The organism is Microcoleus sp. D3_18a_C4 (genome assembly GCF_036702415.1).
In the GTDB taxonomy this organism is placed as follows: domain Bacteria; phylum Cyanobacteriota; class Cyanobacteriia; order Cyanobacteriales; family Microcoleaceae; genus Microcoleus.
Window position 1 is genome coordinate 52,089 of record NZ_JAUBTI010000023.1, and the last position, 26,238, is coordinate 78,326.

The 26,238-nt window shown below is 43.9% G+C and carries 24 protein-coding genes and 1 pseudogene; 12 read left to right on the top strand and 13 right to left on the bottom strand.

Annotated features, from left to right (window positions below; translation table 11 throughout):
* The first annotated feature begins 147 nt into the window (after positions 1–147).
* The 3 genes from QUB16_RS13330 to QUB16_RS13340 all read left to right on the top strand — a co-directional run bounded on the left by QUB16_RS13330 (position 148) and on the right by QUB16_RS13340 (position 1,620).
* Entirely contained in the window at positions 148–990 is an 843-nt protein-coding gene (locus QUB16_RS13330) for a pentapeptide repeat-containing protein (RefSeq protein WP_333316647.1), read from the top strand.
* Between the two features lie 124 nt (positions 991–1,114).
* On the top strand, positions 1,115–1,339 hold the full coding sequence (locus QUB16_RS13335) for a hypothetical protein (RefSeq protein WP_333251707.1): 225 nt from the start codon (positions 1,115–1,117) through the stop codon (positions 1,337–1,339).
* A complete protein-coding gene (locus tag QUB16_RS13340) occupies positions 1,339–1,620 on the top strand; it encodes a type II toxin-antitoxin system mRNA interferase toxin, RelE/StbE family (RefSeq protein WP_333316649.1) in 282 nt (93 codons plus the stop codon). Before QUB16_RS13335 ends, QUB16_RS13340 begins: the two co-directional genes overlap by 1 nt.
* 37 nt (positions 1,621–1,657) lie before the next feature.
* Here the strand turns inward: QUB16_RS13340 and QUB16_RS13345 are convergent, their stop codons facing one another.
* The 3 genes from QUB16_RS13345 to QUB16_RS13355 all read right to left on the bottom strand — a co-directional run bounded on the left by QUB16_RS13345 (position 1,658) and on the right by QUB16_RS13355 (position 5,099).
* A complete protein-coding gene (locus tag QUB16_RS13345; protein WP_333316652.1) occupies positions 1,658–2,527 on the bottom strand; it encodes a Uma2 family endonuclease in 870 nt (289 codons plus the stop codon).
* A 257-nt stretch (positions 2,528–2,784) separates the two neighbouring features.
* Positions 2,785–3,693: a tetratricopeptide repeat protein gene (locus QUB16_RS13350; RefSeq protein WP_333316654.1), complete on the bottom strand. Its 909-nt coding sequence runs from the start codon at positions 3,691–3,693 to the stop codon at positions 2,785–2,787.
* A 191-nt stretch (positions 3,694–3,884) separates the two neighbouring features.
* Positions 3,885–5,099 (bottom strand): transposase, encoded by a 1,215-nt coding sequence (locus tag QUB16_RS13355; RefSeq protein ID WP_333316656.1) that lies wholly within the window; start codon positions 5,097–5,099, stop codon positions 3,885–3,887.
* A gap of 549 nt (positions 5,100–5,648) precedes the next feature.
* On the opposite strand from QUB16_RS13355, the gene QUB16_RS13360 reads away from it, so the two are divergent.
* Complete coding sequence (locus QUB16_RS13360; RefSeq protein ID WP_333316658.1) at positions 5,649–6,899, top strand: hypothetical protein; 1,251 nt, start codon at positions 5,649–5,651, stop codon at positions 6,897–6,899.
* Between the two features lie 230 nt (positions 6,900–7,129).
* Here the strand turns inward: QUB16_RS13360 and QUB16_RS13365 are convergent, their stop codons facing one another.
* Positions 7,130–8,305: a homocysteine biosynthesis protein gene (locus QUB16_RS13365; protein WP_333108202.1), complete on the bottom strand. Its 1,176-nt coding sequence runs from the start codon at positions 8,303–8,305 to the stop codon at positions 7,130–7,132.
* A 309-nt stretch (positions 8,306–8,614) separates the two neighbouring features.
* On the opposite strand from QUB16_RS13365, the pseudogene QUB16_RS13370 reads away from it, so the two are divergent.
* Positions 8,615–9,262, top strand: a pseudogene (locus QUB16_RS13370) (Uma2 family endonuclease).
* 97 nt (positions 9,263–9,359) lie between these two features.
* Here the strand turns inward: QUB16_RS13370 and QUB16_RS13375 are convergent.
* The 3 genes from QUB16_RS13375 to QUB16_RS13385 all read right to left on the bottom strand — a co-directional run bounded on the left by QUB16_RS13375 (position 9,360) and on the right by QUB16_RS13385 (position 11,626).
* Complete coding sequence (locus QUB16_RS13375) at positions 9,360–10,532, bottom strand: AI-2E family transporter (RefSeq protein WP_333316660.1); 1,173 nt, start codon at positions 10,530–10,532, stop codon at positions 9,360–9,362.
* Between the two features lie 179 nt (positions 10,533–10,711).
* Positions 10,712–11,329 carry a Uma2 family endonuclease gene (locus tag QUB16_RS13380; protein WP_333316663.1) on the bottom strand — a complete coding sequence of 206 codons (618 nt, stop codon included), beginning with the start codon at positions 11,327–11,329 and terminating at the stop codon, positions 10,712–10,714.
* Positions 11,330–11,437: 108 nt separating this feature from the next.
* A complete protein-coding gene (locus QUB16_RS13385; RefSeq protein WP_333316665.1) occupies positions 11,438–11,626 on the bottom strand; it encodes a hypothetical protein in 189 nt (62 codons plus the stop codon).
* 333 nt (positions 11,627–11,959) lie between these two features.
* Between QUB16_RS13385 and QUB16_RS13390 the strand changes: the two genes are divergently transcribed.
* From QUB16_RS13390 to QUB16_RS13410, 5 genes are all read left to right on the top strand, one after another.
* A complete protein-coding gene (locus QUB16_RS13390; RefSeq protein ID WP_333316666.1) occupies positions 11,960–12,565 on the top strand; it encodes a Uma2 family endonuclease in 606 nt (201 codons plus the stop codon).
* Positions 12,566–12,806: 241 nt separating this feature from the next.
* Entirely contained in the window at positions 12,807–13,394 is a 588-nt protein-coding gene (locus QUB16_RS13395) for a Uma2 family endonuclease (RefSeq protein WP_333316668.1), read from the top strand.
* 106 nt (positions 13,395–13,500) lie between these two features.
* The gene (locus tag QUB16_RS13400) at positions 13,501–14,820 is read left to right on the top strand and encodes a methyltransferase domain-containing protein (protein ID WP_333316670.1); all 1,320 of its coding nucleotides are present in this window, start codon (positions 13,501–13,503) and stop codon (positions 14,818–14,820) included.
* A 113-nt stretch (positions 14,821–14,933) separates the two neighbouring features.
* Entirely contained in the window at positions 14,934–15,467 is a 534-nt protein-coding gene (locus QUB16_RS13405) for a type IV pilin-like G/H family protein (protein WP_333316671.1), read from the top strand.
* A gap of 109 nt (positions 15,468–15,576) precedes the next feature.
* On the top strand, positions 15,577–17,817 hold the full coding sequence (locus QUB16_RS13410; RefSeq protein WP_333316673.1) for an O-linked N-acetylglucosamine transferase family protein: 2,241 nt from the start codon (positions 15,577–15,579) through the stop codon (positions 17,815–17,817).
* Between the two features lie 59 nt (positions 17,818–17,876).
* On the opposite strand, the gene QUB16_RS13415 is transcribed toward QUB16_RS13410, so the two are convergent.
* From QUB16_RS13415 to QUB16_RS13425, 3 genes are all read right to left on the bottom strand, one after another.
* Complete coding sequence (locus QUB16_RS13415) at positions 17,877–20,183, bottom strand: methyltransferase domain-containing protein (protein ID WP_333316675.1); 2,307 nt, start codon at positions 20,181–20,183, stop codon at positions 17,877–17,879.
* 70 nt (positions 20,184–20,253) lie between these two features.
* The gene (locus tag QUB16_RS13420; RefSeq protein ID WP_333316677.1) at positions 20,254–22,545 is read right to left on the bottom strand and encodes an FkbM family methyltransferase; all 2,292 of its coding nucleotides are present in this window, start codon (positions 22,543–22,545) and stop codon (positions 20,254–20,256) included.
* Positions 22,546–22,628: 83 nt separating this feature from the next.
* Positions 22,629–23,021 (bottom strand): tetratricopeptide repeat protein, encoded by a 393-nt coding sequence (locus QUB16_RS13425; RefSeq protein WP_333316678.1) that lies wholly within the window; start codon positions 23,019–23,021, stop codon positions 22,629–22,631.
* A 389-nt stretch (positions 23,022–23,410) separates the two neighbouring features.
* Between QUB16_RS13425 and QUB16_RS13430 the strand changes: the two genes are divergently transcribed.
* Together QUB16_RS13430 and QUB16_RS13435 are read left to right on the top strand one after the other, a co-directional pair.
* Positions 23,411–23,638, top strand: a complete 228-nt coding sequence (locus tag QUB16_RS13430) for a hypothetical protein (RefSeq protein ID WP_333056238.1) — start codon at positions 23,411–23,413, stop codon at positions 23,636–23,638.
* Positions 23,631–24,065 (top strand): hypothetical protein, encoded by a 435-nt coding sequence (locus QUB16_RS13435; RefSeq protein ID WP_333310587.1) that lies wholly within the window; start codon positions 23,631–23,633, stop codon positions 24,063–24,065. The genes QUB16_RS13430 and QUB16_RS13435 overlap by 8 nt, the downstream gene beginning before the upstream one ends.
* A gap of 139 nt (positions 24,066–24,204) precedes the next feature.
* On the opposite strand, the gene QUB16_RS13440 is transcribed toward QUB16_RS13435, so the two are convergent.
* The 3 genes from QUB16_RS13440 to QUB16_RS13450 are packed head-to-tail and all read right to left on the bottom strand — an operon-like array spanning position 24,205 to position 26,033.
* Entirely contained in the window at positions 24,205–24,843 is a 639-nt protein-coding gene (locus QUB16_RS13440; protein ID WP_333316680.1) for a Uma2 family endonuclease, read from the bottom strand.
* Positions 24,840–25,205 carry a transposase gene (locus QUB16_RS13445; RefSeq protein WP_333316682.1) on the bottom strand — a complete coding sequence of 122 codons (366 nt, stop codon included), beginning with the start codon at positions 25,203–25,205 and terminating at the stop codon, positions 24,840–24,842. Before QUB16_RS13445 ends, QUB16_RS13440 begins: the two co-directional genes overlap by 4 nt.
* Before the next feature lie 21 nt (positions 25,206–25,226).
* Positions 25,227–26,033, bottom strand: coding sequence for a transposase (locus QUB16_RS13450; protein WP_333316684.1), 807 nt, complete (start codon positions 26,031–26,033; stop codon positions 25,227–25,229).
* Positions 26,034–26,238 lie beyond the last annotated feature (205 nt).

Sequence of the window (26,238 nt, forward strand, 5' to 3'; positions counted from 1 at the left end):
GAAGTAAACATAATCTACTAACTTGGTCATTTATTCAACTTTGAGATATGACTGTAAACTTGGTAGTGTTATAATGCTTTGATAGGGTATAATTCCCAAGTTTTTGAAGTTATACCGCACCGACAAGCAATTAATCTGCTGTAAATCATGAACTCTGAAGAATTGTTGCAGCGGTACTCTGCTGGAGAGAGGAACTTTAAAGGAGTCAATTTGGAGGGAGCGAAATTGCACGATGCCAATTTAGAAGGAATTAACTTGCATAGTGCTAATCTCTACTCCGCTCGGTTGCAGGGTGCTAATCTGGAAGGAGCAGTTTTGGATAATGCAAGGCTAGATAGTGCTGAGCTAGAAGGAATTAACCTGGAGAATGCTAGCTTAGTCGAAGCCGATTTGAGTGAAAGCAACTTGGAAGGGGCTAATTTGACTAACGCCGACATGAGAGGTGTTAAACTATATGAATCTAGTTTGTATAATGCCTGTTTGAAAGGAGCGAACTTAAGAGGAACTCAAACAACTTCCGCCTTGTTCAATGGTGCTAACTTGAGAGAGGCTGATTTGCGAGATATTGGATTATTTGATGGTTCCTTAGAAGGTACAAATCTGATGGGGGCTGACTTGAGCGGAACTCAGTTGGAGTACGTAAATCTCAATAGATTTCTTTACGACTCAGAAACTACTTTTGACGATACATTTACTCCTCATTCAGGTGGAATTTATATCGGGGTTGGAGCTAATTTGAAGGGGATTGATTTGACAAATGCCGATCTAAGTGAGGCTGATTTAAGTGAGGCTGATTTGAGTTTTACAAATCTGAGGGGCGCTAATTTAAGTGGGGCTATCCTCTTCCAAGCCAATTTAGAAGGTGCTAATTTAGATTATACCGATTTAACTGATGCTGACCTCGAACAAGCTAATTTGAGTGATGCTCAGACTAGCATGACTATCTTTTGCAATACTGTTATGCCTGATGGTACTATGTTGCTAAAATAATTTATAATTAATTTGAAACTCATCAGGGAAATTCTCCACATCACAACTAAAAAATGCTAGCTTAGGATAAGTCTTGCTAAAATAAATAAAAAATATCGTGGTTATAAACAGTTAAAAATAATATATGAGTAAAACGACACAGACATCTCAATTCCAGCAAGCTCTTGAAGCTGTAGAAGTTTTATCATTAGAAGATCAAGCTATGCTTCTAGATATTCTTCAGAATCGTCTGCGACAACAGCGACGAAATGAATTACTCAAGGAAGTAGCAGAAGTTCGTCAAGAGTATGCTGAGGGCAATGCTAAATTTGGGTCGGTAGCGGATTTTATGGCGGAGTTGGATGATTGATGAAAATTGGTTGGACTCCAAAATCTATTCGTACTTTCAAAAAGTTAGTTCGTAAAAATCCTCAGCTTCGCCTTTTAATTGAAGCTACTCTAGAACTTTTGTCTGAAGACTGCTTTAACCCCAGCTTGCGAACTCACAAACTGACAGGAGATTTATCGGGTATCTGGTCGTGTTCAATAGATTACGATTATCGGATTTTATTTGAGTTTGTGACCGATCCCGAAGATGATGAGGAAGCTATTTTATTGCTCAAAATGGGTTCTCATGATGAAGTCTATTAAGACCGATCGCCCTTTTCCCCCATTCTCTCCCGCTATGTCACTCTCCAGCATTCTCCGTCACTTCTTCGACGGATAAACTTAACGCCTCCGCCACTTGTTCCGCACTCAAACCCATTCCCAACAACCGGGGAATTGCATCCCTTCTTGCCTGAAATTCAGCTTGTCGTGCCTGTTCTGCACTCTCGGCTCTTTCCCGCTGTTGTGCCCCTCGCAATCTCTCTAATTCTGCTCTTTCATCGCCAATCAATAGCAAATTACCTTCCTCGTCCCACCAGCGCAGCCAAAGCATACTTTGATTTTGATAACTACCTTGCCAAAGTCCCAATTCTATGCCTAAAGATGCAATGGGAAAATGGCCGCGTTGATTGAGTTCTAACAGTTGATAATACCCCTCCATCAACCGATAAACTTCTAATCGACCGCTGTTAATTTCATAGATGCCGTAATAGGGAATTCGCATCACCTGTTCGTACACCCAAAACTTGCCCGGTTTCGTTATTACCCCTTCATCAGTGCGAGATAAAGGAGTACGTTCGCGCTCTTCATCACCGTTGCCGCTCGCAAATTCCAAAGCAATTAACGGTGCTATGTGTTCTCGCCACAGCACGTAGGAACGGCGAATTTGACCGTCTAAATTAGGAGGTACATTGGGAACATAAAACCAATCAGGAGCTTCTGCACCTTTTTCCGGCGGCTCGGTTTCTCGCCAGTAAATGCCGCAGTCTTGACCGATCGCATATTGTCCGTCTGGATGCCGCTGCTGCAAAATTTGCCCGATCGAATCAGTTAAAATTAAACTTTGCGGGTGTTCCTGAAAATTTTTAACAAAAATACCGTCGGAGTCTGGTAATTGAGTGTGGTCTGGAAAAGCAGGAGGTAGAACAACGCGGTCAACGCTTTGGGTCATAATTCCCTCCGAGGTCTTACATAATTGGTAATTAGTAATTGGTAATCGGTAAAAAGACGCTCCCCGCGAGGACTTATAAACCCGGTTTCGACCTGTATCTATCGTCGTTCAACCAAGATTAATCGTAGAAACCGGGTTTCTTTTCATAAGTTCTGCGTAATTAGGAAAAAAGCCAGTAATTTTGAGTTTAAAGTATTAAGTTTTTAACTTAATACTTTTTCACTGACAAGTCAAAACTCTTTTACTTAGAACTTTCCTTAAGGTTTCGGTAGCGCACCTTCAGGACTAGGAGAAGCAGCCGGTTCGGGAGTCGTCGTAGCCGCAGGAGAAGGCGAAGGAGTGCCACTAGCTAACTGATTTATTTGGTCTTTATAGTTAGGAGGAGCTAACTCACTAGCTCGATCGAACAGCGTTTTTGCCTCATCTGTTTTGCCCTGTTCCTTCAGCACGATCGCCTTTCCTAAAGTCGGGCGAAAATCTTTCGGATTAGCCTTAGCAGATTCGTCGTAAATCGCGATCGCCTCCTCGTAGCGCTTCTGCACAGCATAAACCTGTCCCAAAATCAACTGCACTGAAGTTACATCCACACTTTCCGGTTTCGCTAGATTTGCAGCCGGAGCCGCCTTCAGCGTATCTTGCAGCAGTCCGATCGCAGCTTCCGGCCGCTGCTGCACTAGCAACAAATTCACCAACCCCTGCAAAGCCTTAATTTCCCCAGGCTTAGACGCTAAAATTGACCTGTAAGCTTGAGCAGCCCCTTCGCGATCGCCCGTGCGTTCCTTAGCCTGAGCCAGCAAAATCCCGTATTCAGTAGTCTCAGGATTCAGCGAAGCCAACTTTTCCAAAGGAGCGATCGCATCCTTAATGTCGCCCACTCCTTGCCCGATCAACTCCAGTCGCACCTGCAACAATCCCCGCAAAGCCGTTACATTGTCAGGTTCCCGCTGCAAAACCAATTCGTATCCCCTCGCCTGAGCTTGCAGCAACTCTGATTGCTTCTCCCCAGACTGCGCCGTCTGAGTAGGCGTTGGAGTCGATCGACTTTGCGCTTGGCTGGCCTGGAGAATACTGTTTAAAATTGGCACAAGGGAAAATCCCAAAAAAGCGATGAGCGACAGCACCACCACCACAGTAATCAACCCACGACGCTTGTTTGCTTTTTCCATAATTCAACTATCCCAGCTTAAAATCTACTATTTTCTAAGAATTAAGGCATCGCCGGGGGGCATCTGCCATTTAGCTCGATCGGTGCAACCGTAAACGTTTTTAACTTCATAGTCCGAACGGACAAAGCAGCCTTTTACTTGCAGCTAATATGTTGACACTCCCCACGCATACAATGCGGGGGATTCTTCTCTCACAGGCTCGACTCTAGACCGATATTACTATCGATCCCCGATAGAACGCCTCCAGAAGCAGTTTTACTCACGGGCTGCCCGACCGCAAGGATACCTCTGTCTCTAATTACTTGTGCTGCTGCTGTATCGCGATCAGTGGTGTACCCGCACGACTGACAACTATGGATTCTGACATCCAAGGTTTTCTTACCAGTATGGGTTCCACATTGGGGGCAAATTTGACTCGTATAGTTTTTATCAACACGAGCAAAATACACCCCGCGCTTCCAACACACATGAGACAGAATCGAGAAGAATTGACCATAGGCTGCATCGAGAGTATGTTTACCGAACATCCCCTTTGCCCAAGCCTTAAAATTGATATCCTCAACGAATATCATTCCTGCTTGGTCACATAACCGATGAGCTAATTTATAGTGCCAATCCTTTCTGGTATCACTGATTTTTTGATGAATTCTAGCAATCTTTTTCTGGATATCAAGCCAATTATTAGACCCTTTTCTTTGATGCTTTAATCTTCGTTGCAGTGATTTCAACTCGCGGTGAAGTGCCTGAAAAAATCTCGGTCTGTTGACTAATTCTCCATCTGAAGTTGCGAGGTATTTGTCAAGCCCAATATCTACCCCTAATGGATGTCCTGACGGTGGGCGAGCGGGCAGGTTGACTGCTAACTGGTAGGTCAGCATGACAAAATATCCTGATGCCCTTTTAACTACTCTAATTTGCTTGAGTATAAAACCCTCTGGTGTGGGTCTAGACATTTTCATCCTTACCCACCCAATAGACGGCAGGTTAACCTTTCCCTTCTCCACTGCTGCATCCTTAACAGCCGGGAAAACAAACGATCGCATCCGTTTTTTGAAGCGAGGAAACCCATGCCCTCTATCCCACATTGCCACAAATGCCGACTCTAAAACCTTTAAAGTTTGCTGCAATACTTGCTTGGGAGGGGTCTTTAATTCGGGACAATGCTTCTTAGCTTCTGCCAAACCTTTGCACTGACTAGCATAGGTTGGTCTAGGAGTATCCGGTGAGATAATATACTCACCAATTATCGAACAAGCATTAACAGAAGACTTACGAGAATTAACCCAATCTTTCCGTTCTCGCAAGGCATAGTTATAAACCTGACGACAAACAGACAACCAAATCTCAAATATTTGAACTTGAGATTTGGTCGGACGTAGTTTGTACTCGTGAGTTACTGTTAGCATGATATAATCATATCATGCTTTTAGAAATCAACCAGGATTTTTCTAAGACTGTAGGCGGCCGCATCCGCTGCCGAATTCATCCCCACGCCTGAAGTCGGGGGCTTTCCTCTCGTTTTCCGGTAACAGACCCACAACTCCATGCTAGCTAAACAATTTTGGACACTCAGACCCGCAGCCCCAAGGACTGCGGTGTCTGTCCAATTTAGTATGGTCAAGCTAAAAATTACCGAAAATATGGCGGATCAGGCCGTTAGGTAATTGGATTAAGTAAAATAGGCAAGCTGAATATCCTAAATGCTATTAGCCAGCAACTCCACCTGGGCGCGATCGGCGATCGATCGGTCAGCAACTGCCAAAGTCCTTGCTCGCAAGGATTGTAGCAGCCAGCGAACCGATCGGCACTCGTAGCGTTGAAAGTTGGCGTTGACGGGTCACAACCAGACCTCCGGGCGCAAGCCCGCCTGTCAGGTGCTAGTAGTTTTTAAAGCAGTTTCTTCAGTTTATTCCTAATTTCCCTTAAGGGATGTGTCTCCGCTGCAAGGAGTTTTTATGAACCCCTCTCCCAACCGGTCTTCCAAATCGTCCAAATCTACTTCAAATCGCAAGGATCAGCCGAGCGAACAGGCCGTCAATCCGCCTAAAGATACAGATTCCATTGCTGAGACACCAGACGAAAGTTCGGTGCCTTCGGCGTTGGCTGCACCTGTTGACCCAAATCAACCCGCAACACCAACAGACGCCCCAGCGTCCAAGGATAGGCTGCAACGACCACGCTACAGTTCTGCCCCCGACAAGGACAAAACAAAGCCACAAGACCAGCCCAGCAAGGCTCCTGCACCCCCCGCGCCTGCAGCGTCTTCGACACCTGTCAGCGATACTCCAGCCCTAGCAGTCGTACCGCCCGCAAACGCCGAGCCTGCCGCTAACGAAAGTCAGGCCGCTGAGGACATACCCTCCGTCATGCGCCAACATCCCATTCCCCCCCCCAGCGAACCCAGACAGTACCGAGCTGTTGGTTTGGTGCGGGGCCGCTACACGCCATCAGAAGAGCAATTCACCCGGGGTATGCTGATAGCTGCCGACGGAACTGCCATCGACGCAGTTTTGCTGGGTAGAGTCATGAGTTTAGTCAAAAATCACCTGGAGCTGGAACAAGAACACTTGTGGGTGGTCTATCCCCGCACCAGGCAAGAAGACGGCAACTTGCACGCCCAGATTATGGGAGTTTGGGAGCCGGAAACGCTCAAGAAACCTCCCGAACTGTCCTCTGATGAGGAAAATCAGGAAGCAGCGGAGATTGAGGCTAGCGGCGAAGCATCGACCGCATCTTTGCCTCCCTCGGAACCTGATGTTGAAGATGGCTATTTTTCGATTAGAGGTGAGGTGATTTATCAATCCCAAGACGAAGAAAAGTATGTCATCGTCAAAATCAAGCAAGCTCCCCGCAAGAATGACGACAAGATGAAGTTTTTTAAGTTGAAACTCAAGGGAGATTTAGCTACAAAGGCGATCGGGTTTTTTTGGGATTTCCACGTCAAATTGAAAGCTGAGAGTCTGATGATTGAGCAGGCTAATAATATTGGTGCCCTGCCGATTAAAAAGCGGAAATTCCCCCCTGGCAGCAAGAAGCCAGGCGGCTTCAAAGGAGGGGGAGGGAAGCGTCCCTTTACTCCTAGGCCCAGCGGTGACGGTGATCCTGTAGGGCGTCCTACCATCAAATCCGCAGCAGCAGCACCACCGCCTGTCCCGAAGGAACCTCTTCCTAAGCCGGTTAAGAAGCCTAAGCCGATCGAGGAATGAACCAATTTTAGATTTTAGATTTTAGATTTTAGATTTTAGGTGAGTGCATCAGTTTCCCATGTGTGCAGTTTTTTACCAGAATTCTTCAATCGAAAATCTAGAATCCTGGACGCACTCGCCGGGAGTAGAAACCGGGTTTCTTGACCAACCACCCAAGCTTTCAGGCCCGCGCTGGCGACAAGAAACCCGGTTTCTGGGACCTGGTGCGTCCACAAATAATCTAAAATCCTTTATTCGAGCCGGACTTGGGCGCCCCACAAATCTTGCGGGAGAAATACTCTGTCGGTGGGTAGGGGAGCAACTGGGGCCGTGAGGGTAAATTGACCCGCTTCAATTTGCTGCTTCAATTCCAATGCTACTTGTCGGGAGAGAAACATACTCGCAAGGGGGGCGGCCCGCACAGGTTTGCCCTCTATCAAGATGCGGCCAGTCTTTAATTGAGCGTAACTAACTAAACCGAATGTGGGACGAACGCGCCGGGGGATAGAGAAATCTACCACCGGCGCTACTATTTTTTTGTCTGATACTGCACAGTGGGCGACGACTGTTTCGTTTAAGACGGGAAAGGGGATGCCGACTCCCAGCATCAGGGATGGGCCGTAGTTTTTGAAGTAGCAGCCGCGCACCCATTTCGAGTTCATCTGTTTCGCGTCGCCGATGAGTGCGAGGGTGGCGGCTGGGCCGATGGGGGTGCGGTTGGGCTGGCGTTTTTGCAGCGGGAAGTGCTGGGTTCCTTCCCAGGTGATGTAGCCGGTGGCGCCTCCTAGGAAGATGCGGGTGCCGATGCCGATGATTTCGAGGTCGGGGTCGTTGAGCAGGGGAGACATGGCTCCAAGGTTCGAGTAGACGGCGTTGCCGAGGTTCGGTTGCAGGGGGCCGAGGTAGGTGAACAGCGGACGATCGCCCCCGTTGACGCCAACAATAAAGTTTTGATATGCGTTGCGGGGATTGAATAAATAAAACTGGTTGATTGTATCGCGGGTAATCGTGGTTTCAAAGGAGGCGCGGGGGTAGCAGTCTGTTACTTGCCCCAAGGCTCGCAACTGCACGGGTTTGCCGGCTATTAAGTCTTCGATGACGTGTCCGCCGCCCCGTTCGCGGGATTCTTCGCCGTCTTCGGCTACTTGGGTGGCTCCCAGGTACAGGTCTACTGCCCCGAAGCCGGAGTAGGCTAAAACGCCGTCTAGCCAGCACTGGCGGATTTTTATCGGGGGGTCGGTATGGCCGAGGTTGATGATTGCACCGGAGGATTCCATCGGCTCGAAGGTGCCGGTGGTAATCACATCGACTTCTTTGGCTGCTTGGGTAATGCTGGTTTCTTGAACTCTTGTTTTGAGTTCTTCGATTGTCCAGACTGTGGCTTTGCCCTGGCTGATTTTATCGTTGATTTCGTCGATCGATCTCATATATTTTAGATTTTAGATTTTAGATTTTAGATTTTGAATAGATTGATTTTGGAGTGATTTTGATTTGGGATTGATTTTAGATTGATGGATTGTCGATCGAGCTGGTTGTTTGAGATAAAAGCAATATATTATAACTGAGAAGTTGCACCATTCTCAATAAGCCTTTTATGAACAGGCTTTTCGGCCTGTTCCACAAGAAAATTCACTCTTTGTGGAACAGGCCGAAAAGCCTGTTCTTGATAATGAGCCAAGATGTAAATTCTAACGGATACAATAACAATATCATAAATCAAATAAAGAGCGATCGCCATGACTCAAGCGATATTAAAACCAGTCACCTTCGATGAATTTATTGACTGGTATCCTGAAAATTCGCTTAACCGTTACGAACTGCAAAATGGAACTATTGTTGAGACGCCTAAAGCAACCGGAGAACATTCAGAAGTAGCGGGCTTCCTTGTCGCTGAACTCAACTTTGAAATCAGACGACTAGGACTTCCTTACTTCGTTCCCAAAGAATGCGTTGTCAAAGCTGATAACGGGCTATCTGGTTGCGAACCGGATGCGATCGTTTTGGACAGGCAAGGGACGGACAGCGAACCGAGATGGAAAAAGTAATCTATCATTACAATGGGTAGTTCTGTCCGGCTAATTGTCGCAGTTGTCAGTACCAATTGGCGGGATGATTACGGCTACAAATTGGTTGACTACGAAGCTTTGGGCATTTCTGAATACTGGATTGCGGACTATTTGGGACTTGGCGGGCGACGCTATATTGGCAATCCTAAACAACCTACTTTTTCTGTTTACCAGTTTGTTGACGGTGAGTATCAAAGTCAGTTTCGGGGCCGTGATAGGGTTGTGTCACCCCCATTTTTGCCGTTGAATTTGACGGTTAAACAAATTTTTAGCGCCCGCAGAGATACGGTAGAAAATGCGAGGCTTGAAGATAGTTAGTTGAGGGTATTCGTACCACAAATTTACTAAGTTTGTAGAGAATACTTCTGTCCTCTAACTGGGAATGAATAAGAACTGAAGTCATTACAAACCTTAACTATTGATTTTCAGGAGTGTCATTTTCTACATTATCTGGGATGTCGGGTTTGTGTTTTGGCAACTTTTCGGGTCGGCTTTCGGCGACTTCTATAGATTCATATTCTTCATGGATAGCCGAATCGATTGCTGCTAAGGTTTTAGGGCTGGCACTCCACTGGTTGAGAATATCTTTAATTAGGACTTCCCTAATCCAAACTTGAGCTACAACGGTGAGGGGGAGAGCTAGCAGTAAGCCTAAAAATCCAAAGAAGGTGGCGAAGAATACTTGAGCTATTAATGTTACTGCTGGCAGTAGTGCTACTTGCTGCGCCATAACGTAAGGGGTGAGGAGGTTGCTTTCAAATTGTTGAATTAGAAAGTAGAGGATGAGTACAAAACCGGCTTTTAAGGGAGAGTCTAAAAGTGCGATCGTCACTGGGGGAATGACGCTCAAACCTGGTCCGATATTGGGTATTAAGTTCAGCAAACCAGCTAAAACAGCGTGGGCTAGAGCTAGGGGAACTTGCAATACTGACAAACCAATTAAACTCAGGAAAGTGATGACGCTCATGCTAATTAAAGCACCGATTACCCATCGACCGAGGGCTATTTCGCATTCATCTAAGATACCCTCGATTCGCCGCCGATAAAAAGAGGGAAATAGTTGGATAAATGCTTTGCGGTAAGATAAAGGTTCTGCTAATGTCATCAATGTCAAAACTATGACTAGCAAAAAGCTGAGTATAACGCCTAATGTGTTGCCAACAAAGGCTCCTGCACCGCCGACGAGTTGGTTGAATAGGGGTTGCAGTTGTTGGATAATGTCGTTAATATCAAGATTCGGTAGTCGCTGACCCATTTGTCCAGAAAAGCGAGATTCAATCTGATCGATCCACTCATTTAATTTTGCTATTCCTTGAGGGGCTCTTTGGGTAAGTTGTTGAAACTGTTGGGCAAATGGTGGTACAATGATTAGGAATAATCCTACGAAGATGAGGACTAGGAAGCTAACGGATAAGAGTACGGCGATCGATCTTTTGAGTCCGAATTTTTGCAAGTAGCGTGCTAGTCTGTTTAAGGCTGTGGCTAAGACGACGGCGGCAAACAGCAGCAGTAGGGCCTGCCTGATTTGCCACAGGATGTAACAAGATGCGATGAGGGCTAATAAGCCCATCCACTGTCCTAGCTTCATTAGATTTTAGATGTTAGATTTTAGATTTTAGATTGAGGAATAGGGTATGGGGAATTACTGCTGGCTAATTGCTCTGCAGCCCAGACGCGATGAATCGCCTGTATACAAGATACAGCAGATGGGCGCGATCGCATCTTTAATCCGATACCCCTACTCGGACATCAGCATAAGCAGCCTCCTCAATTCCCTTTGGCGAACACCTGCTGCGCTGTCAGCTTCAATTCCGGGAAAGTTGGGGACTCAATACCCTCGCTGCCTCTGAACAGTTTGACTTGGTATTCCCCGTCAATTAGTTGGTAAACCGAAAAAGTGGGTTGTTTGGGGTTGCCAATAAACCGTCTGCCGCCCAATCCTAGATAGTCTATAATCCAATATTCTTGAATACCCATTGACTCATATGCCTCAAGCTTTAGGGCATAATGATCACCCCAATTAGTGCTAGTTACCTCGACGATTAGGGGGACTGATGAACCCATTGTGATAATTGATGATTTCTCCCATCGCGGCTCGTTTCCAATGGTTTGTTCGTTAAGTACAATAATATCTGGTTCATATCCCGATTCCTCGCGCATGGGTTTGATGACGCATTCTTTGGGGATGAAGTAGGGTAGGTTTAAGCGTTCTATTTCGAGAAATAACCAGCCGCTGGTAAAACCGGCCACTTTAGAATGTTTGCCTGTTGCTTTTGGCATTTCAACAATTTCTCCATTGTGTAGTTCGTAGCGGTGTTCGGAATTATCAGGATACCAGTCAATGAATTCATCGAATGTTACTAATTCAGGTATAATTTGAATCATGGTGAGTGCCTTAAATTGGGTTGTGTTTGATAGCTGTACGGGGAATTAAGATTTTGGTAAAAACACAGTCTTTAGACCTAGTGTAGAGCGCACTTTTTGATTGTGTCTCTAATACTGCTGTTGGCGCGATCGCCAGCCGAGGATAGCAGCTAAGAGGATACTGGGGGTAAAGACGGCGATGAGGGCGTTGAGGTCGGTAGAGGGGATGGATAAGCTAGGCCCTGCGTACTTGATGGCCACCGAAAGGGCGGCGGATAGGGTGAATACTTTGATGATGGGGCTGATGTTGGTGTTCATGGATATCGTAGTTGGTTGTATAATGAGGCATTGAGACTATTATCGCAAGTTTGTGCTAATACCAATTTAATGTGAAGTTGCATATATTTCGATCCCCCTAAATCCCTCTTAATAAGGAGGAATTTGACCAAGCTCTTGTCCCCCCCTTATTAAGGGGGGTTAGGGGGGATCAGATTCTATGCAGCCTCATATAAAATTGGTATAAGCCCGGAAGTAATAGAAGATTAGGAGAGGGGCCCGATTGAGAGCAAAGTACCAAATCTTTGTTTTTTTGCCAGATAGTCGATTTTAACTAAACTTACAATTAAATTACATCCCGTTAAAACACGATCTATGACCTACACCACAGCCCAATTACTTAGCTTTGAGGAGTTTATCGCCCAATATGGGGATAATACACGCTATGAACTAATTGACGGAGAACTCAGAGACATGGAACCTACTGGCCCTCACGAAGCTGTTGCCGGGAGCATTGCGGGTAGAATTTATGTCGAAATCTTTCGGGATAACTTCAACTGGTTGGTGCCAAAAAATTGTCTAATCAAACCATTATATGCTGAAGCTACAGCGCTGCGTCCTGACGTAGTTGTTTTAGATAAATCAGAACTCGGTCAAGAACCCCTTTGGCAAAAAGAACCAGTTATTTGTAACGGTAGTACCATTAAGCTTGTTGCTGAAGTAGTCAGCACTAATTGGCAAGATGATTATGCCAGAAAAGTCGAAGAATACGCTTTCTTGAATATCCCAGAATATTGGATTGTGGACTTTCGTGGCTTAGGTGGTTGGCAATTTATCGGCAACCCAAAGCAACCGACTTTCACGGTCTGCCAGTTGGTTAATGGTGCATACCAGCAGCAACAATATCGCTTGGGAGATACTATTTCTTCTTACCTGTTTCCCAATTTACAACTGAGACTCGACGACATTATGCCGACTTGAAAGTCTGGTAAGCTGTCGCGCATTTAAATTGTATATTCGGGGCGGGATCGCGTGCCCAACCCTACTCCCCACAATAGTTTGATTGTTTTTTGACATATAATTTAAATGCCGCAACAGCTTATCTACTTATCGATCGCACTTTGGGAAAAAAAGGCAATCTAAACTTATCACAGAAATAACGTTAACAGTATTTAATGCTTTATAAATGTTGTTTGAAACCCAGAACTTGATTGAGGTTTGCATGATGACACAGACACTCTTACAGCCACTCGACCAACGGTTCATTCAGTCCGGGATTAGCTGGGAACAGTTCAAGCTAATTGAACAGGGGTTTTCTGACTCCCCAGGGACGAGGTTGTTTTATTACAAAGGAGAGGTAGAAATATTGGCAGTTTCCCCAGAACACGAATTTTTTAGTCGGACAATTTGTACGCTGCTGGCTATCTACTGCGCCGAAAATGAAATTGAGTTTGCCCCTACGGGAAGCTTTACCCAAGAAAAGGAAGGGGTAGTATCTGCACAAGCTGATGAATCTTATTTTATTGGCCGACGCATAACCCCAAATTATCCCCCAGATTTATGTATCGAAGTTATCTTCACTAGCGGTACTGTCAAAAAATTGCAGGGCTATCGAGTATTGGGAGTTGCTGAAGTCTGGTTTTGGGAGGATGGTGTATGGGCTATGTATCGCTTGGGTTCTGAGGGTTATGAAAAAATTTCTTCAAGTATGGTTTTGCCAGATTTAGATATTAACTTGCTGTGTCGCTGCTTGCTGATGGCTTCGAGTGTGGAAGCGATGAGGGAGTTTAGGATGGGCATTTCTGGTTAGCGCGGGCGTTTCAGACTATTATGGCAAGTATGTGTTGCGGCCGGGCGGGCGATCGGCTATTTTCTGAGATACTAAGGTAATTTGCCAGCGTTGAGTGTAATTGAACATGGATCACCAAAATTTAGAGTTAATAGAAAACATTCGCCAGCAATTTGACCATACTCCTTATCCCAGAATCCCGCTGGAACAATCTCCAAAAGACAACAGTGAATTGCTCTACCTTCATAATCTTGTAACTGCTTATTACTTCAGAAATAGAAAAATAATTAATACCTCTGGTAAAGTTATCCTCGATGCGGGATGCGGCACCGGTTATAAATCCTTGGTTTTAGCTATAGCCAATCCGGGAGCGAAAATAGTAGGCATCGATTTATCAGAACAATCGGTGAAACTAGCTGAGCAACGTTTACAGTATCATGGGGTTGCTAATGCAGAATTTTATGCTTTGAAGATAGAAGATTTGCCAAGTTTAGGGTTAGAGTTTGACTATATCAATGCTGACGAAGTTCTGTATCTCTTGCCCGATGCTATTGCTGGATTGCAAGCAATGAAATCGGTTCTGTCTCCAGACGGAATTATCCGCACAAACCTTCACAGTTCAAATGGTAGAGCCGGAGTATTTCGCGCTCAAGCTGTTTTCAAAACAATGGGATTAATGAATGGATCTCCGGGAGAATTGGAGATAGAAATAGTCCGGGAAACAATGGAAGCATTACAAGATCAAGTAGGGCTTAAGGCATTCACCTGGAATTCCGATCGCGCGCAGGATGAGGGATGGATTATGGCTAACTATTTATTAGTGGGTGATAAAGGTTGTACAATTCCTGAAGTGTTTGCAATGTTGAGAGGTGCTGATTTAGAGTTTATCAGTATGGTGGCTTGGCGCAGGTGGGAGTTGATGGATTTGTTCAAAGATCCAGATGATTTGCCTCCGTTTTTGGCGATGAGTCTGCCAGAAGCTTCTCTGGAAGAGCGACTGCATTTATTTGACTTGTTACATCCCCTGCACCGTTTGTTTGATTTCTGGTGCGGCAATCCCCATCAGGCTCAGGCTTTTGTGCCCGTTGCGGAATGGACGGAAGCTCAATGGCGGGAAACGCGGGTACATCTGCACCCTCAACTGAGAACTTCCCAGATTAGGGAAGACTTGAGTAATTGCATTGACAGCCAGACGCCGTTTGAGATTAGCCGTTATATTATTGTGCCCACTTTAGCGCCGGTGGTGATCGAGAGTACAATGGCTGCTTGCCTGTTGCCACTGTGGGATGGGCCGCAGTCTGCGGTGTCGCTAGTCCAGAAGTGGCTACAGATTAGAGCCGAGGCTGCTGTTAATCTAGAACCCGCAGCCCAGGAGACAGCCTTTGAGGAAGTCAAGGAACTGTTGAGTCGGCTGGAAGTCTTTCTGTACGTACTTTTGGAGCGTTAGCTGCCAGAAATTAAAAAAATTTGGACGGGATGATAGCAAAGCGGGGGAAACTGGGTAAGTTACATATAAGAGTTAGAAATCAAGCATTCCACCCCCTCCAGGAGAAACAAATTATGAAGACTGAATTTAAAGCCAAGTTCCTGCAACACATCAACAAGAAAAGACAGGATCAAGGTTTCACCCTGATTGAACTGCTGGTTGTTATCATCATTATCGGTATTTTGTCTGCGATCGCTTTGCCTTCCTTCCTCAGTCAAGCAAACAAAGCCAAGCAGACAGAAGCCAAGCAGTATATCAGTTCAATCAACAAGGGTACGCAGGCTTACTTTGCAGAAAACACCAAGTTTACAACAGATGTCGGTGTGTTGGGTCTTGGTCTCAAAACTGACACCACCAACTATACATACACCATGAGCGATGGTGGTACTGGCGCAAACGGCGGATCAACTTCGGCAGCAAGTCCTAAGAGTGCTAATACACTGAAGGGATATGGAGGAGCTGTAGCAGTGACAGCGGCCGATGCTACAGGGGCTTCAGGCACACAGACAATCCTTTGTGAAACGACGGGTGTTGGAAATCCTGCGAATATTGCTCTTGCTGGTAGCAATAGTGTTTGTCCCGCCGGTATGACAATCGTTACTAAGTAACAGCTTATTACACAAGCCATGCTTGTGAAAAAGTACGAAAAAGCGGGTTAGCGTTATCGATGCTGCCCGCTTTACTGTAGATAGGAAACTGAGTTTAGTGGCTGAGTTTATGATTTCTGACAATTTATTAGCACTTGCGCCGGATTGGCAGCAAACAGCCGAGCAACTCCTGCTTAAAGAAAATTACGCTCAGGCAGCAATCCTCTACGAACAGGCGATTACAGAGCAACCAAGCGTTAAGTCTTACTACTGGCACTTGGGATTGATATTGCTGTTGCAAGAACAAGAAGCAGAAGCTCAAACAACCTGGCTGCTGGCAATGGCTGAGGGTGAATCTGAAGAAATTGAACTCTGGACAGCAGAACTGTTACAAGTGCTGGAAGCTGAGGCTGAACGACAACGGCTGGATTTGGTAAATTATGAAGTAGCTTGGGCGATTCGGCAGCACATCCGAGAAATCAATCCTGGGGATATTAATAACCTGTTGCATTCGGTGGGACTTTCCATCCTGCGGAAAACTTACAGAGGTGAAGAATCAGACGCTTTGGGCACGATCATAGAGCTTCTGAAGTCCGAACCTCCAATAGCATTAGACTACGACCTGTTGCTGCAAGTCTGGAAGACCGTTTTAGATGTTGCTCCATTCCACCCTTCATCATTTGAATTTACAGAAGCTTGTTTTAACCATGTTAAAGAACCTCTACCTGTTATTGAAAATTTACTTTACTTTGCTTATGACATCGCATATTCAGGAAAGCAATTTCACTTAGCGACCCGTTATGCAGAACTCGCCTTGCGGTTAGAAGCTAAACACCAAGAAGCTTTGCGGGCCTTGGCTAGTTTTTACCAAGATATAGGAAATTTTGATAAAGGGATAGAAACTGCTAAGATTTGCTTCTCAGTGATGGAACAGTTGGTAGATAAAATTTTTGCCAATCATTTGCTGCTGCGCGGACTGATGCTGGCTGGCGGTAATTGGGAAGATGCTTGGTCAGCCTTTGAGACACACAAATTAATGATGAGGGCTATTATTGAGGAAGCTCCGACTAATCTGGATTCGGCTGCTGCGCTTCGCTTGATGAGTTCGTTATTTTTCTTTCCTTACTTTGAAGATCGACCTCAAGAAGCTGGGATAATTCGCATCCAAATTGGTAATCTTTTTCAAGCAAATGTTGAAAATTATGCTAAGCCAATAGTAGAGAGGTGTCGCCATCGCTCGTTGCCTCTGGTTCAGGGAGGTAATGAAAAAAGACGTTATAAAGTTGGTTATTTATCTTATTGCTTACGTAGCCATTCTGTAGGATGGCTGGCACGCTGGTTGTTTGAACATCACGACCGCGATCGCTTTGAAATATGTGCTTATCTAATTGGAGCCAAACTGACAAACGATCCCATTCAGCAATGGTATATTGGTAAAGCTGACCAAGCTTATAAACTAGGTATTTCAGGTATTGAAGCTGCTGAAAAAATTTACGAACATGAAATTGATATATTGATCGATCTTGATAGCATTACGATGAATACTAACTGTGAGGTAATGGCAATTAAGCCGGCCCCTGTACAAGTTAGTTGGTTGGGGTGGGATGCTTCTGGCGTACCAAATGTTGATTACTATATTGCAGATAATTACGTTTTACCCGAATCAGCACAGGATTACTATGCGGAAAAAATATGGCGATTGCCTGCCACTTATCTAGCAGTAGATGGTTTTGAAGTGGGAGTGCCCACAGTTCGACGCGATCTGCTAGATATTCCTAGCGATGCAGTCATATACTATTGTAGTCAGATGGGATACAAGTACAATCCCAACACAGCTCGGCTGCAAATGCAAATTATTAAGGCAGTCCCCAATAGCTACTTTGTAACTAAATGGTTTGCTGAGCAAGAATCGCTAAAAAACTTTTTTATTCAGATTGCGGAATCAGAGGGGGTGAGTGCGGATCGCTTGCGATTTTTGCCTCACGCTCCTTCAGAGGCAGTACACCGGGCTAATTTAGGTATTGCTGATGTGGTGCTAGATACTTACCCCTACAACGGAGCTACAACCACAATGGAAACTCTCTGGATGTGCATTCCTTTGGTGACACGAGTAGGGCAACAGTTTTCTAGTCGCAACAGTTACGGAATGATGATGAATGCTGGTATTTCGGAAGGGATTGCTTGGACTGATGAAGAGTATGTAGAATGGGGTATTCGTTTGGGGAAAGACGCGGCTCTACGGCAGCAAATATCCTGGCAACTGCGGCAGTCACGACAAACTGCTCCGTTGTGGAATGGCAAGCAATTTACGCGAGAAATGGAGAAAGCATACGAGCAAATGTGGCAAATATATCTGGACAAAAATCATTGATGGTGATCTGATCCGAGTAAGTAGTTTGTGCAGCAACTCGCTGCACAAATTCGCTGGGTTCATCCGTAACTCTCCTTCATAAAACGGTCTAATTCTAATGAGGGAATGTTGTCTGCTTTGGCGTGACCGATAGATTTTTTATTCTCATTCTCCAATAAAATTCGACCGTAAAGTCGAGGTATCAAAGCTGACCACTGAATTTCGCTCAACTGTCCCATCAGTGAAATTTCGGGTCCATCAGAAACATCTAAATCTTCTTCCATTAAAAGATTCATCGCCACGCTAGACAAAGCCAGATTAGCATCTTCTTCAGAAATGTTACTGTGGTCTACCACGAGAGTCATCTTGCTTTTGTCTGGGTGAGTTGCGATCGATCTCACCACTCGTTCCAATTCTAAACCCAGAGACTCTTCTGGCTGCGTCCACTCTGGAAAAACAATTAGATTAATTTCTTTCAAGTTTAAACGCACTAAAGTTGCGTCAATCAGTGCTGAACTAATGGTTTTAGCCATTCTTGACCAAGAGAACTTTTGAGCTTGTTCCAATCCACCCGCAATTAATGAGCTGCGAATCTTCGGTTTTTGTACCTCGCACAGTGCATTAGCCAATCCATCAGCATCATCATCCTTCACATATAATGCAGCTTCGCCTGCAACTTCTGGAAGAGAAGAATTAGGACAGGTAATCACTGGACAACCGCAAGTTATCGCTTCAAGAATAGGTAAGCCAAAACCTTCATACTTTGATGGGTAAACTAAGGCGAGCGCACCTGAATAAGCTAGTCTCAACTCCTCATCATTAAGTTGCAGCTTGTGAATTACAGTACCTGAAGTATAAGCTCTAAATTCTTCTTCTAATAACACTCCACTCCCTGTACATAAAATTTCAAAGCCTTGTTTGGTGGCAAGTTGACCAAAAGCTTGAAAGAATAATCTAATATTTTTATAGTCCGAGCCACCTCCGACAGAAATAAAGTAGGGTTTGGATATCCCATACTTGGTTTTAAAACGATTAATATCTTCTTGGCAGGCTGGTGAAAAAATACTTGAAACTCCACAGGGAGCAACTGTTACCAACTTTGAAGAAATATCGGGAAAGAACTCTATTAGGTCACTGGCTGTATTTTCTGAAATTGAAATGTATGCAGATGCGTGGCGAATTGCATAGTGCTTTTCTTGCCACATAGGTTCATTAAAATTTGCCCCTAAAACTTCAGGAATCATATCATAGGCCATGAATACAGAAGGGGTTGATAGTGGCGTTGTATAGTAAGTCGAGATAAATAAATCTGCACCTTCTTCCTCGCACACTTGCTGTAGCATTTCGCGGTCTGCATCCGTAGCGTTGTAGTCATAGGGCGAGATGGTACGATATTTGATTCCAGGAATTTTTGGGGCGGTTCCAGCTCTATCTAAAACAACAATATACTTAGAAAAACTATCCTCTGCCCATTCTTGCAGCAACGATCGCCAGACACGGGCTATTCCAGTTTTATATAGTTGAAAAAATACACCATCAATGACTATTTTAAATTCTGTTATAACAGATATATTGCTGAGTGTCTCACCTCCTTCATCACTGCTGATGTAAATATTATCGCTATCATCTAGCTTACCAATTGCTTTTAAATAATCTCGTTCCAGTAATGATTCTTTCTTGATATTTTGAGTTTGATAACGCAGCAATCTTTCAAATATAAGTGGCGATATTTGCTTTTGTGTTAGCAGATGCAATGACGAACCATTAGAGTAGAGGTTAAGCTTAAATTTTTCAGCTATTATAGATAGAGCTTTAGTTGTATAGAGAGAGATGTGCTGTCCTTCTTGAAGGGCATAATACCACCATTCATTAGGTTTTGGGTTGGTGTCTGGCAGTAGTTCAGTGCTAAACAAAATATTTCTAGAAAAATCTAATATGCTTTCAATTTCTGTTAAAGGATTTACCAAATGTTCAAAGACTTCAAAAGCAGTAACTACCTCATAAACTTTATTTTCTGGTTTTTCTGCTAAAAACCCCTTAGCAAAAATATTCTCACAATACTTATCATGCCAATAAAAATTGAACCCCTTGTCTCTCATTGTCCGTACAAACAAACCATATCCTGCTCCATAATCTACGAACTTAGCATTGTGATTAAAAAGATTGTAAATGAAATTTTCAGTTACGTTTGACAAATATGTATTTCTGTATACTAAACCTACGTCGCTATTAGCTATTGGTTCAGAATAGGCTTCTTCTAACCAGAAGGGATCTTCAGTTTGAACAAAACCGCAATTTGCACATTTAAAATAATCAACATCATATTTTTCTAAGATTCTAGCACTAGCAAACTTGGGCGACTCTGATTGACAAATCTTGCATCTCATAATTACTCTTCTCCGTTAATTAAATTACTGCAACGCTAAAAGTCTGTCACCAAATGTATGAGGAAACTTACTACTTAAACTCCCACCTACCTGCATCTGACTCAACAGCTCTTCTGAAATTAAAACTGTCTAGCGTAAATGTAGGAAGATTTGCTGATCCACTATCTGCGATCGCTCTTTGATTTTCATTCTCCAAACAGATGCGAGCTAGGATTCGAGGTCGCAAAGCTTCCCATTGCAATTTACTTGGCATTTCAATTATCGAGAATTCGGGAGTTTTGCTAACATCTAAGTTTTCCTCCATCAAAATATTCATAGTCACATCAGCTAGAATGTAATTTGTTTCTTCTTCAAAAATAGTGCTACATATTATTAAATTTATCAGACTTTTATCTGGATGTTTTAAAACACTTCTAGCAATTTTATCAAGTTCCGAATATAGCAACTCTTCCTGATTACTATCAGGAAAAACTATTAAGTTAATGTTTCTCAGTTTTGATAACACCAGTACAAACCTATCTTCCAGCAATTCTGCATAATTAATTGTCTGACTGTCAACAGGTTGGTAGTAACTCATCGGAGTTGCCCTAATATCGGGGTTAATAGAAAACTGTTCTTCCAGCTTAGTAAGTTCTATTATAGCTAGGGCATTTGCACAAGGATAAGGATAGTTATATTCAACATTTACTAAACTTTCTGCTTTCTCCTCTACCCAGATTTCCCTTGGATTGCTACTTGCCATATCCATATCTAAAATTCTCATAAAACTGTGAGAAATTGCTTTTTCAGGAATTTGATATTTAGTTACCAATATATCTAAATACTCTTGATTAAATTGAATGAACCATCCACAATCAAGGAGCTTTCCAAAAGGAACCGTGACTAATGCTTTGCCTCCTACTGACAACAAGTCATAAATTTTGGCAATCGCCTTCAGGGGCGCTTCCATGTCGCGAATTTGAATCTGCTCGCCATAGGCTTGTGAAGACGGTTCAATTCCTTGTCCTATGTGTTCGATAGTAGAAATTGAAACTATAGCATCGTACTTTTCCTCAGAGGGAATGTCCATAAAATCTACATTGTCTACACCTAGATCAACTTCAAATTTATCGACTATGCGCCTTGGTCTAATCCCAATATATTCGCTTAAGGAGTTTTCATAGTGAGAGAGGGTATTGCCAATTTCCAGAATATTATCTTTTTTTTCTAAACTTGCCAGAAAATCCCAAGCAATTGGAATTTCAATGGCTCGTTCGCCAGTATTATTATACCCAATGCGGTTGTACGGAAGATTTTTTCCTTTGTAAATAAAAGTAGGTTTCCAGTTTCTAACCAGAGTATTTTCTAAGTCTGGAATAATCGGCTCGCTAGTATTCGGAATGCATCCTTCATCAAGACTTATGTATTCTCGAAGTCTAGCAACTATCGGTAGCGATTCTAGCCCTTGTTTCGTTAGTTCGGGAATTTCACCCAGACTCTCAATGATATTATTGGCAAAGTTATAGTTAGGATCGCGACCGTGATTTAAGGTCAGATACTCAAGAATTTCTAGGGCATAATCAGGAAATTTCATTACGTCAGCCAGACAAGCTAGCTTTAGCAGTTTTTCAGGTGTTTTTAAGCTAGGACTCAAATCCGATCGCATCAAATCGCGAAAATAAAAAGCGTCTGACCAAATTAAAGCCCCTGGATGGCTTTGTGATATGACTGGGATGTCGCGGCGTCGATCTCGATACATACTCCCAAAGTCAAACAGTGTCAGCCCTTGATTTCTGAGATAAATATCTACATCGCTAAATAAAGGTTGACCTGTATATATCTCGGTGAACTCAACTTCGGTCATTAATCCCAATACACTATTATTTAATATACCATCAGCTCCTTGTAAAACATTAAGCTCTCCTCCCTGAACGTCTAGGTGGAGAAAATCTATTTCTTTGATACCTTCAGATTTACAAAATTTTTCTAAAGTGGTAGTGGATAAATCTACTGTAGATTTTAGCTCGATCAGTTCTGAATTGCCGGAAAAACGCTTGATATACTCTTCACTGGGGGGATATAAAGAACTGCATCCCGGATATTTAGCTACATAAAGTGTGGCTTTTCCTTCTGTATTGCTAAGAGCTAAGGGAATATGTTTTTCATTCCAGTTTACTTTTCTAGTTTCTAGGTCAGCATTAGCTTGAGCGCAAGCTTCTACATCTGCATCAAATCCATAAATAGTTAAGTTAGGGGCGAAAATGTCCCAGTTTTGACTGGCATAATCATCTTGCTTTTCAATTTTGCGAGAACCAACAATACATATAGTGATGTGAACTTGATCTAAATGACCGCTTTTCTTTAAACTTGGGAGAAAGAACATAAGAATAATTTTTGTTTTGTAAAATCATCGTAACTCGTCTGTGTTTCGATTTGGGCTTTACCCATCGATCGCCCTTTCCGCTACTACTTCCCCTTCGCCTGTCCCAACAGCGCCTTATAATCCGCCCTGTCAGGATTTAGCTTCACCAACTTCTCCAAAGGCTCGATCGCCCCCACCTTATTATTCATCTGCAACCGCACATTTGCCAACCCCTCCAGAGCCGTTTGATTCTGAGGTTCCCGCTGCAAAACCGTTTCATATCCCCGTTCCTGCGCCGCCAGCAAAGATTCCTGGGAAACAGCCACAGGCGTCTGCTTTTGCTGGTGCTGGCTGCTCAAACCGCTGCTGAACAGACTGAAAATACCAAAAATCGCAGAACCACCAAACGAAACCATTGATACTAACGCAAAAATCTGCTTAATTCGATCGCCCTTACGAACCCGACTATCACTAGATTTTTTCTGTGTACTTTCCATTGCTAACTCTTGGTGTCGCTGTTTTCCCGGCACTCGCACTCGCACCTAATCTCTAGAATGCCCAAGTTCGATCGCAAAACGATCGCCCTTCGCCATTTAAAATTTTCGCTGAAACCTAGAAACCATATTAAATGATATTTGTCAAGCAAATTCAATCAATTGTCGGGTTCAGTCCAGGACGCACGGGTGGTCAGAAACCGGGTTTTTTTACGAGAATACTTCACTGCGATCGGCAGATTCGGTAAAAAACCCGGTTTCTAGGCGTCGGAGTGCGTAAGCCCTGAATTATTCTATAATTTGACAAAGACGCGCCCGGACGCAGTACCGCAAATACCGAGTCCAGACGACTTCTCCAATGTTGTCAACCCAACACAGGGAGCAATACAATTATGCCAAATAATCCAAACTGGTTGCGTTACGATCCAGACGAAGACAAATCTCGACACGCAGCAGCCGACGAAGCTTGTTGCTATGAGATGCAAAGAAAATATGGTTGGAAACTACTTGACATAGAGGAAATTGATACAAACGGTCTAGAAGTTGATTGTGTTTTTCGAGGCCAAACAGAATTTCCCAAATCATTCTACGACACAGAAAGAGAGGACGACGATGCATAAATACATTATTTTCCGAGCCGAACCGAGAACTCCTGGGTGGAAAGATAGAAAATTCCAGCACACTCAATCATTGACTCGCATTTTGGCAGAACACTTTGACTCTTCTGATGGCCCAATTCCTGAAGTTGGCTATCGCCCCCCAGAATTTGTTCGTGTGGAAGCAGAACACGATCCAACTCGGCACGGTTACAGCACTCATTACCGCACAGGTGAGTGGGAAGTGGCGCGGGTTGAGACTTATACTCCCGATATTCCGATCGGGGAATTTGATATGGTAGTAATCTGCTATTGCCAATATTCCCCTATTGATGCTCCCCTCAAACCCATGCCAGAACGTCAAGTTTCTGTCGATTCCTTTAGAGGCGACAAGGAAGCTTATCAACGTTGGTTAGAGTCTCAAAAAGGCAAAGAATACACTGAAGTGTAAATAATACAGGACTTACCCATCCCCTAATCCTTGCTCCTCTAATTTTTCCGGGTTCTGACGGATCGTCATTCAACTAACAATTTACTCCAGAAATAAAAGTGCGATCGAATTGGTCAAGCGCGATCGCACCCCTGCATCTTTAGCCGTTATCCTCCGGCAATTCTCCAAATTGTTCTCGATAACGCGCTAGCAAAGATTCGAGTTCAGCAGCCCGTTGCCGTTCCGCTTCAGCACGTTGCCGTTCCGCTTTTAAAGCTGAAGCCAATTCATCTGGAATCAATAATTTATCTCCATTATCTTCCCGATAAAACCCAAGAATTTTTCCTTCTATTTCTAACCGCAGTTGCAATACATCGCTGCGATTATCTCTAATTAATTGATACCCCTCTACTCCCAGTCGGTACCCCCGCAATTGTTCGGGAATCCATTCACCTCTAGGGTCAAACAACCAGTATTCCTGAACTTCTAACCTTTCGTACAAGTCTTTTTTATTATTTTGATCTTCCGACTTTGTACCTGGTGATGTAATTTCAAAAATCACTTTCGGCACTTGACCTTCTTCCCAGATTTTGTAATTATCTCTGCCACCCGGTTCCACATCAAAAATCACCATCACGTCTGGTGCTACACGGACTTTTGGAAAACCTTGAGCGTAGTATAAAAATTGGTTTGCTAAAACAGTAGCTCGACGGTCTGCAAGATATTGTTTTAAGACTTCTAAAGTAGTTAAGATTGCTTGACACTCCCTGACCTGAAGGCGCAGGGATTCTTGGATCATCCAGTCGGTTTGCTCGTTGATGTCACCACCAGCGAGTAGAGATCGGTCTGTCCCCCAGCGTGAATTCCGGTGTGCCCCACCGTATTTAAATTGATTCCTGCCTGCTTCAAACCCTTTACCAAAATGTTTTTTCCGGCATTGCGATCGCGATCTAACACCGCACCACAACTACAAATATGGGTTCGAGTTGACAGAGTTTTCTTGACTAGGTTTCCACAATTTGAACAATCCTGGGAAGTGTACTGAGGTGGAACAGCAATTACTGTTTTGCTGTACACTTTTCCAAAATATTCCAACCATTGAGCAAACAATGACCACCCCACATCGCTAATTGATTTAGCGAGCTTGTGGTTTTTAACCATGTTCCGCACCTGAAGTTCGACCTAGGCTACGAAATCGTTAGATTTCACCGCGCACAATGCCGTCTTTATGGCGAAGTCTTTACGCTGCCGACTAACCTTTAGGTGCTTTCTTCCTAACTTGTTGAGCGCTTTTTTCCGGTTTCTGGAACCTTTCTTTTTCCGAGAAACTCGCTGGTGCAATCTCTTCAAAGCTTTTTCACTTTTTCTGAGATACCGAGGATTAGGAACTGTTTCACCGTCGCTGTCAGTATAGAAGTGGTTTAACCCGACATCTATGCCAATAAATTTACCAGTAGAAACGGGTTCCTCTTTTCGTTCAACGTTGATGCAGAATTGGGCGTAGTATCCGTCGGCACGACGCACAACCCTGATTCGTTTAATCTCATCGGGCGCATAGAAATGCAAATCCCGACTGCCGATTAACTTAAATCTACCAGCAGCAAAACCGTCCTTAAATGTGAGACATCTTTTGTCGGTAGAAAGCGCCCAACCGGATTGCTTGTACTCAACGGAACGAGTATGTTTCTTGTACTGTGGATATCCCTTTTTTCCGGGTTTTTTCCTTTTGCAATTAGCAAAGAAACGTTGGATAGCAAAAATGGCACGTTCCGCTGAAGCTTGACGTGCCGTCGAATTAAGCTTGCCCGCCCATTCAAACTCTTTTGCCATAACGGCGCATTGTTTGTACAGGTCTACTAGCTTAATCCCTTGATTGTCTACCCAATGTCTAAGAGTTTTATTTCGGACAAATTGAGCCGCCCGAATCATGTCGTCTATGATTCGATATTGTTCCGCTTTGCCCTTCAACTTAAACTCTAAAACTATCATTGGAATAGTCTCTCACTTTTGCTAAAACTTTTACTTACAAGTATGTATATTTAATAATTCTTCATATTACTTATAATTAAAGCCGTCCTATAAGGACGGGGCTTTAGACCCAGTTTCTTGGTAAACATGGTCGTAAGTTTCTGCCACTGGTTCTCGATCAGCGCTAGGGTATACGATTTCAGAAGTTTTGAGGGTGGGAACGACT

What these genes read in the sequence shown, in the direction of transcription:
- QUB16_RS13330 (WP_333316647.1), top strand. Translation starts at nt 148, where the DNA reads ATGAACTCTGAAGAATTGTTGCAGCGGTACTCTGCTGGAGAGAGGAAC.
- QUB16_RS13335 (WP_333251707.1), top strand. Translation starts at nt 1,115, where the DNA reads ATGAGTAAAACGACACAGACATCTCAATTCCAGCAAGCTCTTGAAGCT.
- QUB16_RS13340 (WP_333316649.1), top strand. Translation starts at nt 1,339, where the DNA reads ATGAAAATTGGTTGGACTCCAAAATCTATTCGTACTTTCAAAAAGTTA.
- QUB16_RS13345 (WP_333316652.1), bottom strand. Translation starts at nt 2,527, where the DNA reads ATGACCCAAAGCGTTGACCGCGTTGTTCTACCTCCTGCTTTTCCAGAC.
- QUB16_RS13350 (WP_333316654.1), bottom strand. Translation starts at nt 3,693, where the DNA reads ATGGAAAAAGCAAACAAGCGTCGTGGGTTGATTACTGTGGTGGTGGTG.
- QUB16_RS13355 (WP_333316656.1), bottom strand. Translation starts at nt 5,099, where the DNA reads ATGCTAACAGTAACTCACGAGTACAAACTACGTCCGACCAAATCTCAA.
- QUB16_RS13360 (WP_333316658.1), top strand. Translation starts at nt 5,649, where the DNA reads ATGAACCCCTCTCCCAACCGGTCTTCCAAATCGTCCAAATCTACTTCA.
- QUB16_RS13365 (WP_333108202.1), bottom strand. Translation starts at nt 8,305, where the DNA reads ATGAGATCGATCGACGAAATCAACGATAAAATCAGCCAGGGCAAAGCC.
- QUB16_RS13375 (WP_333316660.1), bottom strand. Translation starts at nt 10,532, where the DNA reads ATGAAGCTAGGACAGTGGATGGGCTTATTAGCCCTCATCGCATCTTGT.
- QUB16_RS13380 (WP_333316663.1), bottom strand. Translation starts at nt 11,329, where the DNA reads ATGATTCAAATTATACCTGAATTAGTAACATTCGATGAATTCATTGAC.
- QUB16_RS13385 (WP_333316665.1), bottom strand. Translation starts at nt 11,626, where the DNA reads ATGAACACCAACATCAGCCCCATCATCAAAGTATTCACCCTATCCGCC.
- QUB16_RS13390 (WP_333316666.1), top strand. Translation starts at nt 11,960, where the DNA reads ATGACCTACACCACAGCCCAATTACTTAGCTTTGAGGAGTTTATCGCC.
- QUB16_RS13395 (WP_333316668.1), top strand. Translation starts at nt 12,807, where the DNA reads ATGATGACACAGACACTCTTACAGCCACTCGACCAACGGTTCATTCAG.
- QUB16_RS13400 (WP_333316670.1), top strand. Translation starts at nt 13,501, where the DNA reads ATGGATCACCAAAATTTAGAGTTAATAGAAAACATTCGCCAGCAATTT.
- QUB16_RS13405 (WP_333316671.1), top strand. Translation starts at nt 14,934, where the DNA reads ATGAAGACTGAATTTAAAGCCAAGTTCCTGCAACACATCAACAAGAAA.
- QUB16_RS13410 (WP_333316673.1), top strand. Translation starts at nt 15,577, where the DNA reads ATGATTTCTGACAATTTATTAGCACTTGCGCCGGATTGGCAGCAAACA.
- QUB16_RS13415 (WP_333316675.1), bottom strand. Translation starts at nt 20,183, where the DNA reads ATGAGATGCAAGATTTGTCAATCAGAGTCGCCCAAGTTTGCTAGTGCT.
- QUB16_RS13420 (WP_333316677.1), bottom strand. Translation starts at nt 22,545, where the DNA reads ATGTTCTTTCTCCCAAGTTTAAAGAAAAGCGGTCATTTAGATCAAGTT.
- QUB16_RS13425 (WP_333316678.1), bottom strand. Translation starts at nt 23,021, where the DNA reads ATGGAAAGTACACAGAAAAAATCTAGTGATAGTCGGGTTCGTAAGGGC.
- QUB16_RS13430 (WP_333056238.1), top strand. Translation starts at nt 23,411, where the DNA reads ATGCCAAATAATCCAAACTGGTTGCGTTACGATCCAGACGAAGACAAA.
- QUB16_RS13435 (WP_333310587.1), top strand. Translation starts at nt 23,631, where the DNA reads ATGCATAAATACATTATTTTCCGAGCCGAACCGAGAACTCCTGGGTGG.
- QUB16_RS13440 (WP_333316680.1), bottom strand. Translation starts at nt 24,843, where the DNA reads ATGATCCAAGAATCCCTGCGCCTTCAGGTCAGGGAGTGTCAAGCAATC.
- QUB16_RS13445 (WP_333316682.1), bottom strand. Translation starts at nt 25,205, where the DNA reads ATGGTTAAAAACCACAAGCTCGCTAAATCAATTAGCGATGTGGGGTGG.
- QUB16_RS13450 (WP_333316684.1), bottom strand. Translation starts at nt 26,033, where the DNA reads ATGATAGTTTTAGAGTTTAAGTTGAAGGGCAAAGCGGAACAATATCGA.